Source organism: Nitratireductor sp. PBL-C9, from assembly GCF_050877045.1.
GTDB lineage: Bacteria > Pseudomonadota > Alphaproteobacteria > Rhizobiales > Rhizobiaceae > Nitratireductor > Nitratireductor aquimarinus.
On record NZ_JBPAXW010000004.1, the window covers coordinates 200,990 to 218,248 of the forward strand.

The 17,259-nt window shown below is 62.3% G+C and carries 12 protein-coding genes; 5 read left to right on the top strand and 7 right to left on the bottom strand.

Annotated elements, in window-relative coordinates:
• The first annotated feature begins 111 nt into the window (after nt 1-111).
• Nucleotides 112-1,839, top strand: coding sequence for a hypothetical protein (locus ACRTG1_RS10900; RefSeq protein WP_432516266.1), 1,728 nt, complete (start codon nt 112-114; stop codon nt 1,837-1,839).
• Between the two features lie 1,091 nt (nt 1,840-2,930).
• Here ACRTG1_RS10900 and ACRTG1_RS10905 read toward each other — a convergent pair.
• From ACRTG1_RS10905 to ACRTG1_RS10935, 7 genes are all read right to left on the bottom strand, one after another.
• Nucleotides 2,931-4,358 (bottom strand): aspartate aminotransferase family protein, encoded by a 1,428-nt coding sequence (locus ACRTG1_RS10905; protein ID WP_224873469.1) that lies wholly within the window; start codon nt 4,356-4,358, stop codon nt 2,931-2,933.
• A gap of 56 nt (nt 4,359-4,414) precedes the next feature.
• Nucleotides 4,415-5,422, bottom strand: a complete 1,008-nt coding sequence (locus tag ACRTG1_RS10910; protein ID WP_432516267.1) for an NAD-dependent epimerase/dehydratase family protein — start codon at nt 5,420-5,422, stop codon at nt 4,415-4,417.
• A complete protein-coding gene (locus ACRTG1_RS10915) occupies nt 5,419-5,856 on the bottom strand; it encodes an EamA family transporter (protein WP_090326855.1) in 438 nt (145 codons plus the stop codon). Before ACRTG1_RS10915 ends, ACRTG1_RS10910 begins: the two co-directional genes overlap by 4 nt.
• Nucleotides 5,857-5,967: 111 nt before the next feature.
• Nucleotides 5,968-7,317 carry an FAD-binding oxidoreductase gene (locus ACRTG1_RS10920; RefSeq protein WP_317087830.1) on the bottom strand — a complete coding sequence of 450 codons (1,350 nt, stop codon included), beginning with the start codon at nt 7,315-7,317 and terminating at the stop codon, nt 5,968-5,970.
• Between the two features lie 3 nt (nt 7,318-7,320).
• Nucleotides 7,321-8,754 (bottom strand): UbiA family prenyltransferase, encoded by a 1,434-nt coding sequence (locus ACRTG1_RS10925; protein ID WP_317087829.1) that lies wholly within the window; start codon nt 8,752-8,754, stop codon nt 7,321-7,323.
• 221 nt (nt 8,755-8,975) lie between these two features.
• A complete protein-coding gene (locus ACRTG1_RS10930; protein ID WP_162742385.1) occupies nt 8,976-9,239 on the bottom strand; it encodes a hypothetical protein in 264 nt (87 codons plus the stop codon).
• Nucleotides 9,240-9,356: 117 nt separating this feature from the next.
• On the bottom strand, nt 9,357-11,828 hold the full coding sequence (locus ACRTG1_RS10935) for a mechanosensitive ion channel domain-containing protein (protein WP_206548821.1): 2,472 nt from the start codon (nt 11,826-11,828) through the stop codon (nt 9,357-9,359).
• Nucleotides 11,829-12,048: 220 nt separating this feature from the next.
• Here ACRTG1_RS10935 and ACRTG1_RS10940 point away from each other — a divergent pair, with 220 nt between their 5' ends.
• Genes ACRTG1_RS10940 through ACRTG1_RS10955 form a run of 4 tightly spaced genes read left to right on the top strand, consistent with a single transcriptional unit; the run spans nt 12,049 to nt 17,170 of the window.
• The gene (locus ACRTG1_RS10940; RefSeq protein ID WP_206543839.1) at nt 12,049-13,308 is read left to right on the top strand and encodes a sarcosine oxidase subunit beta family protein; all 1,260 of its coding nucleotides are present in this window, start codon (nt 12,049-12,051) and stop codon (nt 13,306-13,308) included.
• A gap of 10 nt (nt 13,309-13,318) precedes the next feature.
• Entirely contained in the window at nt 13,319-13,597 is a 279-nt protein-coding gene (locus tag ACRTG1_RS10945; RefSeq protein ID WP_432516268.1) for a sarcosine oxidase subunit delta, read from the top strand.
• Nucleotides 13,594-16,587: a sarcosine oxidase subunit alpha family protein gene (locus ACRTG1_RS10950; RefSeq protein ID WP_432516269.1), complete on the top strand. Its 2,994-nt coding sequence runs from the start codon at nt 13,594-13,596 to the stop codon at nt 16,585-16,587. The genes ACRTG1_RS10945 and ACRTG1_RS10950 overlap by 4 nt, the downstream gene beginning before the upstream one ends.
• The gene (locus tag ACRTG1_RS10955; RefSeq protein ID WP_206994220.1) at nt 16,580-17,170 is read left to right on the top strand and encodes a sarcosine oxidase subunit gamma; all 591 of its coding nucleotides are present in this window, start codon (nt 16,580-16,582) and stop codon (nt 17,168-17,170) included. Before ACRTG1_RS10950 ends, ACRTG1_RS10955 begins: the two co-directional genes overlap by 8 nt.
• The last annotated feature ends 89 nt before the right edge of the window (nt 17,171-17,259 follow it).

Consider the following 17,259-nt stretch of genomic DNA (forward strand, 5'->3'; position numbering starts at 1 on the left):
GCGCGCGCCATTAAGCAAAAGCGCCAATCAGACTGCCTGATTAACTTCTTCTGATCGCCTCTTCTGTAGAAACGACGCGACGACAGGCAGAAGGCACCCCGGGGGCACGACATGGCAACGGCAGTAGAACACGGCACGGCGGCAGGACGGCGCATGCGCCTGACAAGTCCGATCGCCATCCTCGGCATGACGGCCATCGCCATGGCAGTCGTTTTGATGCTGCCGCTCAACGTGCCCATCGGGCCGATGTACTGGGATCTCTTCATCTATTTCGATGCGGCCAACCGGATCTTTTCCGGGCAGGTTCCGGCAACCGATTTCTTCGCGCCCGTGGGACCGCTTGGCTATTATCTGTTCGCCGGCGGCGTGAAACTCTTCTCGAACGCCCAGCCGCTGCTTCTGGTGCACTGGTCGCTCTTCGTTGTGACCGCACCGCTGATGGCGCTGGCGCTGTGGCAGGTCGACAGGACGTCACGCGGTGTTTCTCTGGCGCTGCTCCTGCCCTTCCTCGCCTTTGCCGTTCTGCCCTTCAACACACGCGAGTTCTATCCGTTTCCGGGTTCGGACGGGTTCGCTGTCTACAACCGGCAGATCTGTCAGCTTCTCTATGTGCTGACGGTGGCGCTGGTTTATCTGCGCGACCAGCGCCTGCTGCTCATCTCCATCGTGGCAGGCATGACGGCGCTGTTCCTGACCAAGATCACCGGCTTTGCCTCAGGCGGCATTCTGTGCGCCTTCGCCTTTGCGGCAGGGCGCGTGCAGCTGCGCACGGCCATCGCCTCGGCGCTGATCTTCTTCGCCATTCTGGGCGTACTGCAACTGTGGAACGGCATCACCCTCGCCTATATCAACGATATTCTGGCGCTCGTGGTGATGAACGAGGGCAGCCTCCTGCCCCGCTTCCTGCAGGCGGCATCGCACACATTCGGCATCGTGGTGCCGGCGGGGCTTCTGGCGCTGTTCATGCTCTACCGGGACCGCGCGACACTCACAGAAACCCTGCGCAGCAAGCCACGTCTTCGGGCCATCGCGCGCTTCCTTGATCATGACGCTTTCTGGATCATGGTGGTGCTTTTTGCAGGCATCTTCTTCGAGACGCAGAACACCGGCAGCCAGGCGCTGATCTTTATCTGGCCGGTGCTTCTGCCGGTCCTGATGCGGCTCTGGCAGAGCGATGCACCGCGCAGCGCCTTCATCGCCGCCGGCCTGCTTGCTGCCGCTGCAGCACTTCCGCCGCTGGTGAACACCGCCGAGCGGGCCGCACGCACCTATGTCGGCGCGATCAAGAACGTGACGATGCCAAGCGAAAACCTGAAGACGCTTGGCCGCCTCAACATGCGTCCGGAAATCCTCGCACGGGCGGAGAAGATGATGGGCTTTTACGCGAAGCATCGCGAGACCTATGCGGACTTCATCCGCATTCAGGAACTGCCCTCCTATGTGTTCTACTCGGAATTCGATTTCCAGATCGCGCATCTGATGGCCATCGACGAGGCCATCACCGCGATCCGCGAACTGGAGGCGGAACAGGGCGTCACCTTCGACACGGTCATGAACCTCAATTTCGTGAACCCCTTCCCCTGGCTGATGGACAGGGAAGCGCCACGGCACGTCTCCATCGGCGCGGACCCGACCCGCACCGTGCCGCCGCCGGACGCCGAGGCGCTGGAGGCGGTGCGTGAGGCCGATCTCATTCTGCACCCCACCTGCCCGCTGACGACCGCGAATGCAGACCTTCTGGCGCTCTACGCGCCCGCCATCGAGGACCATGAGCAGATCACGCTCAATGAGTGTTTCGACGCCTATCTGAACCCGCTTATGGCGGACCGGATCGAATAGGCTCGGCAGTTTTCTTCGAGGCTGGGTGCACGCCCCTCATCTGCCTGCCGGCACCTTCTCCCCGCTCGCGGGAGAAGGAAGCGTTGCTGTTGTTCAGTGCCAAGCGCCCCCGTCCTTCGACAAGCTCAGGATGAGGGCTGTTGAGTTGATGACGCCCGTAAATACAACGGTTCGGAATGAACCACACCGCAAGCCCGGTAGTCCTCATCCTGAGCTTGTCGAAGGGCGGGGACGCTTGGCTCAACCCTCCCAACCGCCGCACTTCTGCAACGTCTCACTGCCGGGTTTGAGCGCCGGTGCACGCCCCTCATCCGCCTGCCGGCACCTTCTCCCCGTGCACGGGGAGAAGGAAGCGTTGCTGTTGTTCAGTGCCAAGCGCCCCCGTCCTTCGACAAGCTCAGGATGAGGGCTGTTGAGTTGATGACGCCCGTAAATAAAACGGTTCGGAATGAACCACACCGCAAGCCCGGTAGTCCTCATCCTGAGCCTGTCGAAGGACGGGGCGCTTGGCGCTGCCTCGCAACCGCCGCGCTTATGCAACGTCTCACTGCCGGGTTTGAGCCCGGCGCACACCCCTCATCCGCCTGCCGGCACCTTCTCCCCGCACGCGGGGAGAAGGAAGCGTTGCTGTTGTTCGGTGCCAAGCGCCCCCGTCCTTCGACAAGCTCAGGATGAGGGCTGTTGAGTTGATGACGCCCGTAAATAACTGTTCGGAATGAACCACACCGCAAGCCCGGTAGTCCTCATCCTGAGCTTGTCGAAGGACGGGTGCGCCTGGCGCTGCCCTCCCAACCGCCGCGCTTCTGCAACGTCTCACTGCCGGGTCTGAGCGCCGGCGCACGCCCCTCATCCGCCTGCCGGCACCTTCTCCCCGTGCACGGGGAGAAGGAGGCTTTCATCAGCGTTGCGGCCATCGTCCTTCTCCCCGCAGGCGGGGAGAAGGTGCCGGCAGGCGGATGAGGGGCCAGCGGCATTGCAAACAAAAAGAAGGCCGGGACAAGCCCGGCCAGTTGTCGCGCGAGAGGCGCTTTTTCCTAAATCTTTCAGAGCCTTGAGAGGCAGCCCTGAATCATCCTGTCAGAAGCCGGACCTTACTTCACCTGGCTTTTGACGAAATCCTTCACGATGGAAACGACACCGCGCCCGAGCAGCGCGTCGAGCGAATCCACCAGCTTGTCCACGTGCTCCTTCTGCATGATGAGCGGCGGCAGGAGACGGATGACATTGCGGTTGTATTCGGTGAAGGCGACCAGAACATCGTAATCGCGCAGGAGGAGCGCGCCCACAAAGCCCGACAGCGAACCCTTGAGCTTCTCGTCCAAAACGCCGACCACCGGGCGCAGAACCGCCGGCAGGGTCTGCGAGAAATCGTGGAACTCGAGCCCGACCATGCAGCCACGGCCGCGAATGTCCTTGATGATGCGCGGATATTTGTCCTTCAGCGCGTTGAGACGCTCGACCAGATAGGCGCCGGTGCTTTCGGCGTTCTCCATCAGCGCTTCGTCATAAAGCACATTGGTGCCCTCGATGGCCGTGGCGCAGGCCTCGCCGATGCCGCCAAAGGTGGCCATGGCGTGGATCATCGCGTTTTTCGGAGAGCCATAGGCCTTCATGTAGATGTCGCGCTTGGCGATCATCGCGGCCATGGCGGCCTTGCCCGCACCCAGCGACTTGGCGAGCGCGGTGATGTCCGGCACCACGTCGTAATGCTCGAAGGCATAGAAACGGCCGGTGCGCCCGTAGCCGCACTGAACCTCGTCCGCCACCCAGATGACGCCGTACTGATCGCAGAGCTGGCGCAGCTTCTGCCAGAATTCGCGCGGGGCCTCGTTGATGCCACCGCCGCCCTGAACGGTTTCAAGCACGATTGCGCCGATCTCGGGATCGGTGCGGAAGGCGTGTTCGATGGCGTCGATATCGCCAAAGGGCACCCGCACCGTGTTGTCCGTCAGGCGGAACTCTGCTCGGTAGAGATTGCCATCGGTGATGGTGAGAACGCCCTTGGTCTTGCCGTGGAAGGAGTTCTCCGCATAGACGACCTTCGGACGCTTGGGACCGGCGGCGCGCTCGGCAAGCTTCACGGCCGATTCCATGGCCTCGGAACCCGAGGAGCCGAGGAACACCATGTCGAGGTCGCCCGGCGAACAGGCTGCGAGATTGGCAGCCAGCGCCGTCGAATACTGCGACATGAAGGCGATGGCGATCTCGTGGCGCTTCTCGTCCTGGAACTTTTTGCGGGCTTCGAGAATGCGCGGATGGTTGTGGCCGAAGGCCAGCGAGCCGAAGCCGCCGAAGAAATCGAGGATTTTTCGACCGTTCTGGTCGATGTAATACATCCCCTCCGCACTCTCGATCTTGATCTTGTGGAAGCCCAGAAGCTTCATGAAGTGAAGCTGGCCAGGGTTCAGATGCGCCTTGAACAGATCGGTCATCCGCTCGACGCTCAGAGCCTTGGCGTCTTCCACGGTGAGAAGATCGGGCTTCACGATTGCCCTGGGTGCAAGGTCAGGTGCGTCCATCACGGGCCTCGCCCCTTTCGTATCGGTCTTTGTCACGACGGTCATGGCGACCTCCCCTATTCGGCCGGAACCTGGCTGGCGCCAACGGCCTGGCCAGATTTCTTGGCGCGATATTCGTCATAGGCGGCGATCAGCATGTCGCCGTCATTGTATTGCGGCACCCAGTTCAGGTCGCGCTCGCCCTTGGAGACGTCGAGCACGCACATCTCGTCGGCGATCAGATACTGCTCCGGGTCCATGAGCGGCATGTTCATCCAGTCGAGCATGTCGAGCGTGCGCTTCACGGCCCAGCCCGGCGTGGGCAGAAGCAGGGATTTCGAGCCCGCATGCTTCACCAGATCGCCGAGCAGCTTGCGCACCGGCGGCGGGTTGATCGAGCCGAGATTGTAGGCCTCGTTCGGCACGCCGGCCTTCCACGCAAGACGCGCGGCTTCCGCGCAGTCGAACACGGAGATGAACTGATAGGGGTTCTTGCCTGCGCCAATCATCGGCACCGGCAGGTTCATGTCGATCAGCTTGAACAGCTTTTCGAGAATGCCCAGACGTCCCGGCCCGATGATGAGACGCGGGCGGAACAGCGAAATGTTCATGCCGCGCTTGCGCCATTCGGCTGCCAGCACTTCCGTGTCGAGCTTGGACTGGCCGTATTCGCCAAGCGGCGAAACGGGATGATCTTCCGTCATCGGATAGGTGACGGTGTGGCCGTAGATCATGTCGGTGGTGAAGTGGACGAGGTTTTTTGCCCCCGCCTTGTCCATCGCCTCGATGATGTTGACCGTGCCGTGATAGTTCACCGGGTAGAAGAAGTCGTGCCGCTTGGCGCGCACCTGGATCGGCGACAGCATCTTGGCCGACAGGTTGTAGACCATGTCGTCGGCCTTCATGCCCAGCGCCTCCACGGCGGCCGGATCGGTCACGTCGCAATGGACGAACTCCACCTGGCGGTAGTGCGACAGGTCGCTCTTCACGATGTCGGCAACGATGACCTCTTCGCCATCGGCCACGAGCTTGGGGGCCAGGTGCCGGCCGACGAAGCCGTCACCGCCAAAAATGATATGTCTCATTGGATCATCGACCTTTCGGACTGAAGTTTGTCTTTTGCGAGCGCCGCCTGTTCTTCAGGCATTTCGCGGCCGCTCTGCGCGATCAGCACGGTGCCGACGCAGATCAGCGCGATGCCGGCGATGCGGTAGGCGTTCAGGTCTTCCTTGAAGAGGAAGTAGGCAAACACCGCCACCGCCACATAGGCAAGGCTCAGAAACGGATAGGCGAAGGACAGCTCGACCTTGGAAAGCACGTAGAGATGCGACGCCATGGAGATGACGAAGACGCACAGGCCGGCAAAAATCCACGGGCTGAAGACGATCTGAAGAATCTTCAGGATCGGGTTCGCACCCGCAAAGCTCAGATCGCCCAGCGTCATCATGCCGTGTTTCAGCATGAGCTGCGCAGCCGCGTTGGTCATCACCGTGAAGAGTATGAAGGGTATGTATTTCATCTTGTCCCGCCCGTCCCTGTCATAGCGCCTTCTTGCAAACAAAGCGTGAAGCGCTGGATATAAATTGCATCTTTTGCGTGAGTTTCCGGTGTCTGGCCGGGTTGAAAGAAATCATTCGGCGGCATGCCGGCCTCCCGCCTCGCTGGCCGGCAGCTTCTGCGCCGTGCGCCGCCAGAAATCGGAAAGGAAGGCCGGGTCGCGCAGCGCCTCCAGATCGCGCCAGTGCGGGAACGAGGCTTCGAAAAGAGCAGGCCCCATGCGCGCATCCTTGTAGGGATTGACCGCGCCACCGGCCTCGACCGTCATCCGGTCAAGCCGCTCGAAAAGCGCATCCGTGGCAGCGCCCGCATTGGAGAAATCGAGCGTCAGCGTGTAGCCCGGCCGCGGAAAGGAAAGCATGCCCGGCGAGGCGACATCGCCAAACCGCTTCAAAACGGTGAGGAACGACGCCTGACCGGCCTCGCGCGCAGCCGCCAGCATTGCCGGGATGGTTTCGCGTGCGGCCTCGAACGGCACCACGCTTTGATGTTGCAGGAGACCGCGCGGGCCATAGAGCCGGTTCCAGTGGCGCACGGCGTCGAGAGGAAAGAAGTAGCTTTCGTAAGAGGAGCGCCGAACGCCTTCGGCGCGCGCCTTGCTCCAGGCAAAGGCCCGGTTGAACAGGGTCAGCGACCAGCGGTTCAAAAGATTGAGCGGCGGCCGGAAGGGAACGGTGAGACGGCGCGGGGACGCGGCGCGAAACACCGCGCCATCTTCGGCGTGATTGGCCGTGAGCAAAAAGCCCCTGCCCGCCTTTGCACCCGACGCAAGCTGGTCGAGCCAGGCAACGGCATATTCGTTCCGGGCGTCGGCGTCTTCGGCCAGATCGAAATATTCATCCAGACCGGAGAAGCCGCGCACGCATTCGTTCACATCGACGGAGGCGACCTTCATCAGGCGAATGGTGGCGTCCAGGATCAGGCCCGTCAGCCCCATGCCGCCGATGGTGGCGCGGAAAAGCTCTTCATTCTCATCGGCGCTGCAACGGCGGACCTCTCCATCGGACCGCAGAAGCGTGAAGGACACCACGTGGCAGCCAAACGTGCCGCGCCGGTGGTGGTTCTTGCCGTGCACGTCATTGGCGATTGCCCCGCCCAGCGTGACAAACCGGGTGCCCGGAACGACTGCCGGAAACCAGCCCTTCGGCCCCACATGGGCGATGACATCCGAAAGCATGAGACCGGCCTGCGCCGTCAAAAGCCCGCTCTGTTCATCGAAAGCGACGATGCGGTTCATGGGGCGCATGTCGATCAGCGCGCCGGCATCGTTCAGACAGGTATCGCCATAGGAACGGCCATTGCCATAGGGCAGGACGGAGGACGGAAGCCCCCTGCCCGCGCGCAGGCGCTCAATGGCGTCTTCAGCGCCAATCGCCACAGGCGCTCGACGGCGCACCAGCCCAAAAGCAGAGTAATCGGCCATGCCTCAGAGCCCCGCCGAGAAGAGAAGGACAGCGCCGAGCAGACCGAAAAGCTGGCTGCGCCAGTCGCCAATGATGAAGACGATGGGATCGTCATGCATCTCGTCGCGCCGCGCCAGGATCCACATGCGAATGGTGATGTAGAGCACGATCGGGCAAAGCGGCCAGATCAGCCAGGGCATCTCGTAGAGCTCACGTACGGCGCTGCTCTCGATGTAGAGCGCCAGAACCATGGCGGAGGAGAAGGCCGAGGCCATGCCTGCCTGGGCGATCACTTCCTGATCCTCGGTGCGATAGCCGCGTCCGGCAATCCGCTCGCCTGCGGGCAGAACGGTTGAGCGCAGCTCCACATAGCGCTTCACCAGCGCCAGCGAGAGGAAGAAGAAGACCGAGAACGCCAGAAGCCAGAAGGAAACGCCGATGGTCGTGGCCGCGCTGCCGGCAAGAATGCGCATCGTATAGAGACCGGCAAGGGTCAGCACATCGATCAGAAGCATTCGCTTGAGCGACAGGGAATAAGCGGTGGTGGCGATCAGATAGCCGACAAGCACAATGCCGAAGAGCGGCGGCAGGAACAGCGCCGTGAAACCGCTGATCGCCAGAAGGCCGATCATCGCCGCAAACCCGAACGGAATCGAGAGCATGCCGCTCGCAAAAGGCCTGTTGCGCTTGGTGGGATGACGCCTGTCCAGACCGAGGTCGAAGAAGTCGTTCAGGATGTAGATGGCCGATGCGGCGGTGCTGAACGAGATGAAGGCCAGAACGCACAGCGTCAGCAGGGGCATGTTCAGATATTCATGGCTCAGGATGAGCGGCACGAAAATCAGGCTGTTCTTCAGCCATTGGTGCACCCTGAGCATCTTCACATAGGTCTTGATGGTCGGCCTGGGCGCTTCCAGAAGCTCGGCGTCATTTGCCGCCTGCCAGCGCGCTGCGGCGCGATCCGGCGCAACGACGATGCCATTGCGCGCGGCATCAAAAACAGCGACATCGGCGCGGCTGTTGCCGGCATAATCGAAACCGCCATCGCCAAATGCCGCAACCAGCGCATCGCGCTTCATTCCCGAGGCCATGTTGCGTCCGGGTTCGGTGGAGATCACCTCATCGAAAACGCCCAGATGCTCGGCAATCGCATCGGCGAACTTCTTGGGCGAAGCCGTGGCAAGAACGATGTGGCGGCCAGCGGCCCTGTCTTCGCGAAGCCGGGCGAGAAGATCCTGCCGATACGGAAGACCGCCTGCATCGAGTTCGACGCGCGAGGCGATTTCGCATTTCAGCCGCGCCTTCCCTCCCAGAAGCCAGAACGGCAGAAGAAAGACGCACAGGGGCTTGCGACGCAGGAGAAGAAAAAGACTCTCCCATAAAAGATCGGTCGCAATCAGTGTGCCGTCGAGATCGACGGCCAGCGGCACCGCATTGCGTTCAGATCGCGCGTCCATAAAAGCCCCCAGACAAAACCCGTACTGGAGACGGCCTTACGTGAAAGGAACTTCTGAATTCTGAACTTGCTAACGCAGGGGCAAGTCAAGCGATGGAAAATGCCGTTCAGGCTTAACAGGCTCATAACAAAACAAACAAAAGGCCGCGCAATGGCGCAGCCTTTCTTTGCTTTCCCGTGAAATGGGGAACAGATTTCGAGATCTATTCTTGGGTCCTGGCCCTAGCGCACGCGGCCCTTGCCGCCGGAAATCTCGATGGTTTCCGAGCCGCTCAGAACCTCGCGGTCGCCATTCGGCATGGTCACGAAGCACCCGGCAGCGCAAAACTCGATGGTTTCGCCCGCGCCGACAACCAGCTCCGTCTGGGAGCCGCCTTCGGTCACGACAAGCGTGTGGGCCTCACTGTCGAGATTGACGGCGCTCGCCGCGAAAGCCGCGCCACCGGTGACGAGCAGCGCTGCGGCTGCATAAACGAATTTCTTCATTGTCTTCATCAGTGTGTCTCTGCCCCTTGAATGTCAGAGCCTTCCAGCTGCGTTCTTGTGTTCGGTTATATAGCTTCCAACGTGAACGGCAACTGAACGCCACATTCATGCCGCACATTACTCCGGATCAGTTTTGCGGCGTCGACGGCGACGCACCACCTTCTCCGCGCCGGGCTCTGCAGGCGTTTCCTCTTCAAGATCGTCCGTTTCCCCGTCTTCAGGCAGCTCCGGCTCTTCCGGTTTCAGAAAACCGGAGCGCACATGAATGTCGCGCTGCGGGAACGGAATCTCGATGCCCTCGGCCTCGAACGCATCGACGATGGCGAAGCGGATGCCGTTCTGCACTTCGAGCTGCGTCAGGATGTCGGAGAGATAGACCCGGATTTCGAAATCGAGCGACGAGTCACCGAACCCGGCGAAGAGCACGAAAGGTTCCGGGTTTTTCAGAACCATCGGATGCGATTTGGCGATTTCCAGAAGGATCTCGTGCACACGCCGCACATCCGATCCATAGGCCACGCCCACGGCGATTTCCATCCGGCCCAGCTTGTTGCGATGCGTCCAGTTGCCGACCGCCGCGTTGATCAGCTCGGAGTTCGGCAGGATCACAGACTGACGCTGGAACGTCTCGATCTCGGTGGCGCGCACTGAAATCTTCTTCACCGTGCCGGACACTGCGCCAGCCACGATCCAGTCGCCGGCCTTGAAGGGCCGCTCGGCCAGAAGGATCAGGCCCGAAACGAAGTTCGACACGATGTTCTGCAGGCCAAAACCAATGCCCAGGGAAAGCGCACCGGCAACGAGCGCCAGATTGGAAAGATTGATGCCCGCTGCCGAAACGCCGATCAGGCCGGCGATCACGAGGCCCACATAGCCAACACCGGTGCGAATGGAGTTGCGCACGCCTGAATCCATGCGGCTGCGCGCCATCACCTTGCCGTCGAGCCAGCCCTGGAACCAGCGGGTGACAAAGTAGCCGACAACGAAAACGACAATGCCCGTCACAATGCCCATGATGGAGAAGGAGAGCGAGCCGATCTGAATGTTGCCGGCAATCCGGTAGCTCCAGGCCGTTAGGTCGGCCCAGCGGAAGCCCCATTGCAGAAGAATGAGCGGCACACCGATCAGAACGACGATGACATTGATGATCATGCCCGAGATCAGGCCGAGCTGATCGAGCGCGGTTTCGTCAAAGGCCGTGTGACGCTCCAGACGCCGGGCGAACCACGAATGCGCGAACGCGCCTTCCGAAGTGATCGCACCGGCCGTCAGGAAACCGATATACATGGTCGCAATGATCGCGCCGGTCACGACCACCTGTTGCGACAGGAAGCGGGCGAAACCGATATAGCCAAGCAGTGCGGCGATGATGATCGCAGCGCCGATGAAGAACAGAAGGTAGCGGAATTTGAGCGGCCACTGCCGGGGCTTGCCCTCTTCGTCTTCAAGCGGCCGGACTGCGCCAATGGCCATGATGAGAAGCCCGACGACAACCGTGGCAACCAGACTTGTGGCGACGGTCAGCGAAAGCTGCGAGCTGAGCACCGAATAGACCTGGTCCATGAAATGGTCGAAGCCGGTCGCAACCGCCGTGACAACCGCAAGAACAAGAAGCCACTGCGCCGCCTGGGACCGCACCGGCAAAAGCCGCCAGTTGGGACGCCGTGGCGCAAGGATTGCGCGCGCCAGCCGGTAGACAAAATAGACCAGTATGATGACCGAGAAGAGCGACCAGAGAAGCGGCGCAATGTCACTGCGCAGCAGGTTGAAATAATCCAGAAAGAGATAGCTGAGCACGAGGAACGTGCCATAGGAAACCGACGGGATCAGCGTCGAGAAGAGCGCTGTCGCCAGACGGCTGAGATAGGTGGGGTTCTGCTCACTGCGGTCCGGCTCGACAAAGTCATCAAAGAGGCGGCGTCCACCGAACAAGAGGGCAAGTGCTGCAATGGAGGCAAGCGCCGTCGCCAGAAGCAGCGGCTTCAGGCGGTATTTGACCGTGAAGCTGAGCCAGGCGGACACGCGCGTGTAGACACGGCCCAGTTCCTGCGTAAATTCACCCAGGACATCGGTGCTGACCGCCGCCGAAATGTCGTAGCGGCGCGACAGGGTGCGGGTGAACAGATCGCGGCGCAGTTCCGCGATCTCTTCGATCACCGTCTTGATGCGCACCGAAAGGCGCTCCGCATCGCCGATCAGGACGTTGAAGCTCGCCTTCTCATCAAGAAGGCGGGTGCGCTCGCGCGTTACCTCTTCCGGTTCGGGCGGCTCGCCTTCCTTCCGCGGCTCGCCCAATTGCTCAAGGCGCGTGTTGATTTCCGAAAGCCGGGGGCGGAACGCCAGGCTGGCGTCGAACACCTCACGCCCCAGCCTCTCCAGTTCGACGCGAATGTCGACGAGCTCGGCATCGTCGGTCGACTGGTGGCCGATCTCCGTCTCCAGCCCAGCGACGCTGTTTTCGATGCCCGAAAGCATCTCGCGCTGGCCTTCCAGAAAGCTTTCCGTGTCCTGCGCTGCGGCGAGCGAACCGAAAGCGAGCAGGAAAACAAGGCACAGGAAAGCTGGCAGGGTGCGGAGCTTCAACAACATTTCTGTCAGTCTTCTCAAAGAATCAGGATCGTTCAGGGGGCGATTTTGGTGCGCCGACATTGCCCGAGGCATGCGTCAGCAGCAAGCATTGCCGGCGTCTGCGTGGCAATGAAAGGCAAGCCTGTGAAAAGACATACGCCTTATTTGCCACCATCGGCCGGGGTGTCCTATAGGTTTAGCCCTGAACCTAGACTTCGTTCTGGCAAAAGAATGGCGGCGCATGGCGGAATATTCAGCACTTTCGCTTCTGAAGAATGCCCTTTCAGGCAATCGTGACTGGAAACCGGCCTGGCGCAAGCCCGATCCCAAACCGAATTATGATGTCATCATCATCGGTGGTGGCGGGCACGGTCTGGCGACGGCCTATTATCTCGCCGCCATGCATGGCATCACGAATGTGGCCGTTCTGGAGAAGGGCTGGCTCGGATCGGGCAATATCGGCCGCAACACGACCATCGTGCGCTCCAACTATCTGCTGCCCGAATCCATTCGCTTCTACGAACATTCGATGAAGCTCTGGGAGAACCTCTCCCACGAACTCAACTACAATGTGATGTTCTCGCAGCGCGGCGTCTTGAACCTTGCCCACAGCCCGGGCCAGGCGGATGATTACATCCGCCGGGGCAACGCCATGCGCCATGACGGCGTGGACGCCGAATGGCTGACGCCGCAGGAGATTTCGCGCAGGGTGCCAGGGCTCGACGTTTCCGGTTCGGCGCGCTTTCCCATCGCCGGTGGCCTGTTGCAGCCGCGCGCCGGCACCGCGCGTCATGATGCGGTCGCCTGGGGGTATGCGCGCGCCGCCGACCGGCGCGGCGTCGACATGATCGAGAATTGCGAAGTGACGGGTTTCCTGCGCGATGGCGACCGGATCATCGGCGTCACCACCACACGCGGCGACATCCGCGCGAAAAAGGTGGCGATGGCGGTGGCCGGCAGCACGGGCCAGGTGCTGAAGCGCGCCGGCGTCGACACGTTTCCCATCGAAAGCCATGTTCTGCAGGCTTTCGTGTCCGAAGCCATAAAGCCGTTCGTGAACTGCGTCGTGACCTTCGGGGCCGGCCATCTCTATGTCTCGCAATCGGACAAGGGCGGCCTGGTGTTCGGCGGCAGTCTGGATTTCTACAATTCCTATGCCCAGCGCGGAAACCTGCCCGTTGCGGAAGACGTGATGAGCGAGATCTGCGCCATGTTCCCATCGGTCGCACGGCTTCGCCTCCTGCGCTCCTGGGGCGGCATCATGGACATGTCGATGGACGGTTCTCCGATCATCACGAAAGGGCCCCTGCCCGGTCTCTACCTGAATTGCGGCTGGTGCTATGGCGGCTTCAAGGCGACGCCGGCTTCGGGCTATTCCTTTGCCTGGACCATCGCCAAGGACGAGCCTCACGCCATCAACGCGCCGTTCACGCTGAGCCGCTTCGAGCGCGGCGCGGTGATCAACGAAGCGGGCCAGGGCCCGACCCCGAAACTGCATTGAGGGAACCGCCATGCTGATCGACTGCCCGCATTGCGGCCCCCGCGACCTTGCCGAATTCTCCTATCAGGGCGACGCGACGCGCACCCGGCCCGATCCCGCCTCGACCGACACGCAGGCGTGGCTCGACTATGTCTATAACCGGCCCAATCCGGCGGGGCGCCACCGGGAATACTGGCAGCATACCGGAGGGTGCCGCGCGCATCTGGTGGTGGAGCGGAACACGCTGACCCATGAAATCCACGCGGTCGCTCCCGTTCGCGGCAACGCCAAAAGCGGAGACGCCGCATGAGCCCGCGCCGTACATCCGCCGGCGGATCAATCGACCGCACCCGCACCATCCGCTTCACCTTCGATGGCGAGGCCCATACCGGCCATGCCGGCGACACGCTGGCCTCCGCGCTTCTCGCCAACGGCGTTTCACTGGTGGGCCGCTCGTTCAAATATCACCGTCCGCGCGGCGTCTTCAGCGCCGGGGTGGACGAGCCGAACGCACTCGTGACCATTCTGCGCGAAGGCGTGCGCGAGCCGAACATTCCCGCCACGCAGATCGAACTGCATGACGGGCTCAGGGCGGAAAGCCAGAACCGCTTCCCTTCACTCGCCTGGGATTTCGGGGCGCTGAACCAGCTCGGCGGCCGGCTTTTGGGCGCTGGCTTCTACTACAAGACCTTCATGGGGCCGGTGGCCGGACCACTGAAGGGCACGCGCTTCTGGATGATGTGCGAGCATGTCATTCGCCGGGCCGCCGGCCTCGGCCGCGCCGATTACGAAGCTGATCCCTCGCGCTATGAGCACAAGAACGCCTTTTGCGACGTGCTCGTGGTGGGCGGCGGCATTGCGGGCCTGATGGCGGCGGAGGCAGCCGCAAAGGCCGGCAAGCGCGTGATCCTCGCCGAACAGGAGAAGCAGACCGGCGGCTTTGCACGCTGGTCGGGCGAAACCATCGACGCAAAACCGGCCGATGCATGGGCGGCGGAAATCACCGCGCTGCTCTCCGGGCTCGACAATGTGCGCCTTCTCACCCGCACGGCGGTCTGGGGCTATTATGACGGCAACACGCTGGCAGCGCTCGAGCGCGTCAACGATCATGTGGCCCGCACACCGAAGGGGCATCCCCGCCAGCGCCACTGGACGATCCGCGCCGGCACGGTCGTGCTTGCGACGGGTGCGCTTGAGCGCCCCATCGTCTTTCCCGGAAATGACTGTCCCGGCGTGATGCTGGCGGGCGCGGTGCGCCGCTATGCGGGCGAGTTCGGCGTTTTGCCGGGCGAAAAGACGGTTCTTTTCACCAATAATGACAGCGCCTATCAGGCAGCCGCCGCCATCAGACGCGCCGGCGGGCATGTGGCGGCCATCGTGGATGTGCGCAAGCAGATCGGCGATGAAGCGACAGCGCTTGCAACCGAGGCCGGCGTGGTGCCGCTGACCGGTCACGCCATTGTCGGAACCAAGGGTGGCAAGGCGCTTTCAGGCGCTGTGGTGCAGGCATTCGACGCCGATACGGGCAGGCTCTCCGGCGAGGCAAGGCCGATAGACTGCGACAGTCTCGCGGTTTCCGGCGGCTGGCAGCCGGTCATCCATCTGGCGAGCCAGGCTGGCGGGAAGCCTGTCTGGGATGCCGAAAAACAGGCGTTTCTGCCGCCTGAACCGACGCAGCGCTGGATTGGCGCGGGCGCGTTTCTCGGCAAAACGGGGTCGGCGGAAGCTCTGGCGAGTGGCCGCAATGCGGGGTTAAAAAGCGCCGACAAGCGCCCTTCGCGGGCCAAACTGCCGGAAACGGCTCCGTCAGCACTTGATCTCACCCCCGCCCCGGTTCTGGAAATCCGGGGCAAGGGCAAGGCGTTCGTCGACTTCCAGCACGATGTGACCGCCGACGATGTGCGGCTTGCGCACCGTGAGGGCTTCGTCAGCGTCGAGCACCTGAAGCGCTATACGACGCTCGGCATGGCGACCGATCAGGGCAAGACCTCGAATGTGCCGGGGCTGGCCATCATGGCCGCCGCGCGCGGCATCGAGATCCCGCAGGCCGGCACAACGCGGTTCCGCCCGCCCTTTTCGCCTGTCGCCATCGGCGCGCTGGCGGCAGAGCGTTATGGCGATCTGAAACCGGAGCGGCTGACGCCCCTGCACGACTGGCATGAAGAGCATGGCGCAGAGATGACGCCGGCGGGCCTGTGGCATCGCCCCCTCGCCTATGCCGGTGCGGGCGAGACGGTGGAGCAGGCCTACATCCGCGAGGCGTCGGCGGTGCGCCGTTCGGTGGGTCTTGTCGATGTGTCGACGCTCGGCAAGATTGCCGTGAAGGGACCGGATGCCGCCACATTCCTCGACCGGGTCTACACCAACACCTTCTCCACGCTGAAAGTTGGCAAAGCGCGCTATGGGCTGATGCTGCGCGAAGACGGGCTGGTCTTCGATGACGGCACCACCTGGCGGCTTGGCGAAACCGATTTCCTGATGACCACCACCACCGCCAATGCAGGCCCGGTGATGCAGCATCTGGAATATTGCCTCGACATTCTGTGGCCGGACCTGAAGGTGCATCTCACCTCCGTCACCGACCAGTGGGCGGGGGCTGCGATTGCCGGTCCGAAGGCCCGCGCGGTTCTCGAACGCTGCGTGACCGGAACCGGTGTCGACAATGACGCGCTCCCCTTCATGGGCATCGTGCATGGCGAAATCGATGGCGCGCCCGCCATGATCTGCCGCCTCTCCTTTTCCGGCGAGCTTGCCTATGAGGTCTATTGCGGGGCCGGCCATGGCGTTCATGTCTGGGAAGCGCTGCTGGAAGCCGGCGACCCCTTCGGCATCACGCCCTATGGCATGGAAGCGCTCGGCGCGCTGCGCATCGAGAAGGGCCATGTGACGGGCGCGGAGATAGACGGCCGCACCACGGCGCGCGATCTCTATCTCGACGGGATGCTGTCCAAGAAGAAGCCCTTCATCGGTTCGGGCCTGATGGACCGCCCTGCCCTGATCGACAGGAACAGGCTGCGGCTCGTGGGAGTCGTCTCGCTTGACGGTCAGCCGCTTGGCGGCGGCGCGCATCTGGTGGAAAGCGGGAACCGCGACGAACCGGGCGAAAGCATCGGCCATGTGACCGGATACTGCTATTCGCCGGCGCTCGAAAAATACATCGGCCTGGCGCTGGTCAAGGGCGGCAAGACACGACACGGCACACGGGCCTTCCTGTCCGATCCGCTGCGCAAGCGCTTCGGACAGGTGGAAATCGTCAGCCACCATTTCTTCGATCCGGATGGGGAGCGCATGCATGGTTGAGCGCGCATCACCGCTGGGCAGCGATTTTCGCCCCGGCTCCTATGGTGATTTCGCCAATGGGGCGGAAGTCACGATCCTTGAAATCGACAGGGCGGGCATTGTCGAGGCGACAGCCTGGCCGGGCCAGGAGAAGGCGCTTTGCGAAGCGCTGGCGGGTGCCTGCAATCTCAGACTCTCGGCAGGTTCGGGCAATGGTGCGGCCAATCGCGAAGGCGTGTGCGCCTTCAATATCGGCCCCGGCCGGTTTCTGGTGAGCGGCCCGCGCGAGACGCTTGCGGGCCAGCTGGAAAGCGCGGTGCCGGACACGATCGGCACGGTGACCGACCTTTCGCATGGGAGAACGGTGCTTGGCATTGAAGGGCCGAAAGCGGAATGGGTTCTGGCCAAGCTGTTCGCGCTCGATTTCGCAAGTGCGGCCTTCCCCGTCCATTCGGGATGCGCGACGGCGCATCATGAGATCGCCGTTCAGATCCAGCGCCGGGGCGAAAAACGCTTCGAACTCTACGTCTTGCGCTCTTTTGCACGATCCTTCGCAAACACGCTGCGCCGGGCCGCAGAAGATGTGGGTTACACAATCAAATAGGTCCGGCGCGGCGACACCGGACCTATTCACCGGTTCGCAGAAACGCGAAGCGAACCGGCCCCACCGCCGGGGAAGTGATCCAGCACTTC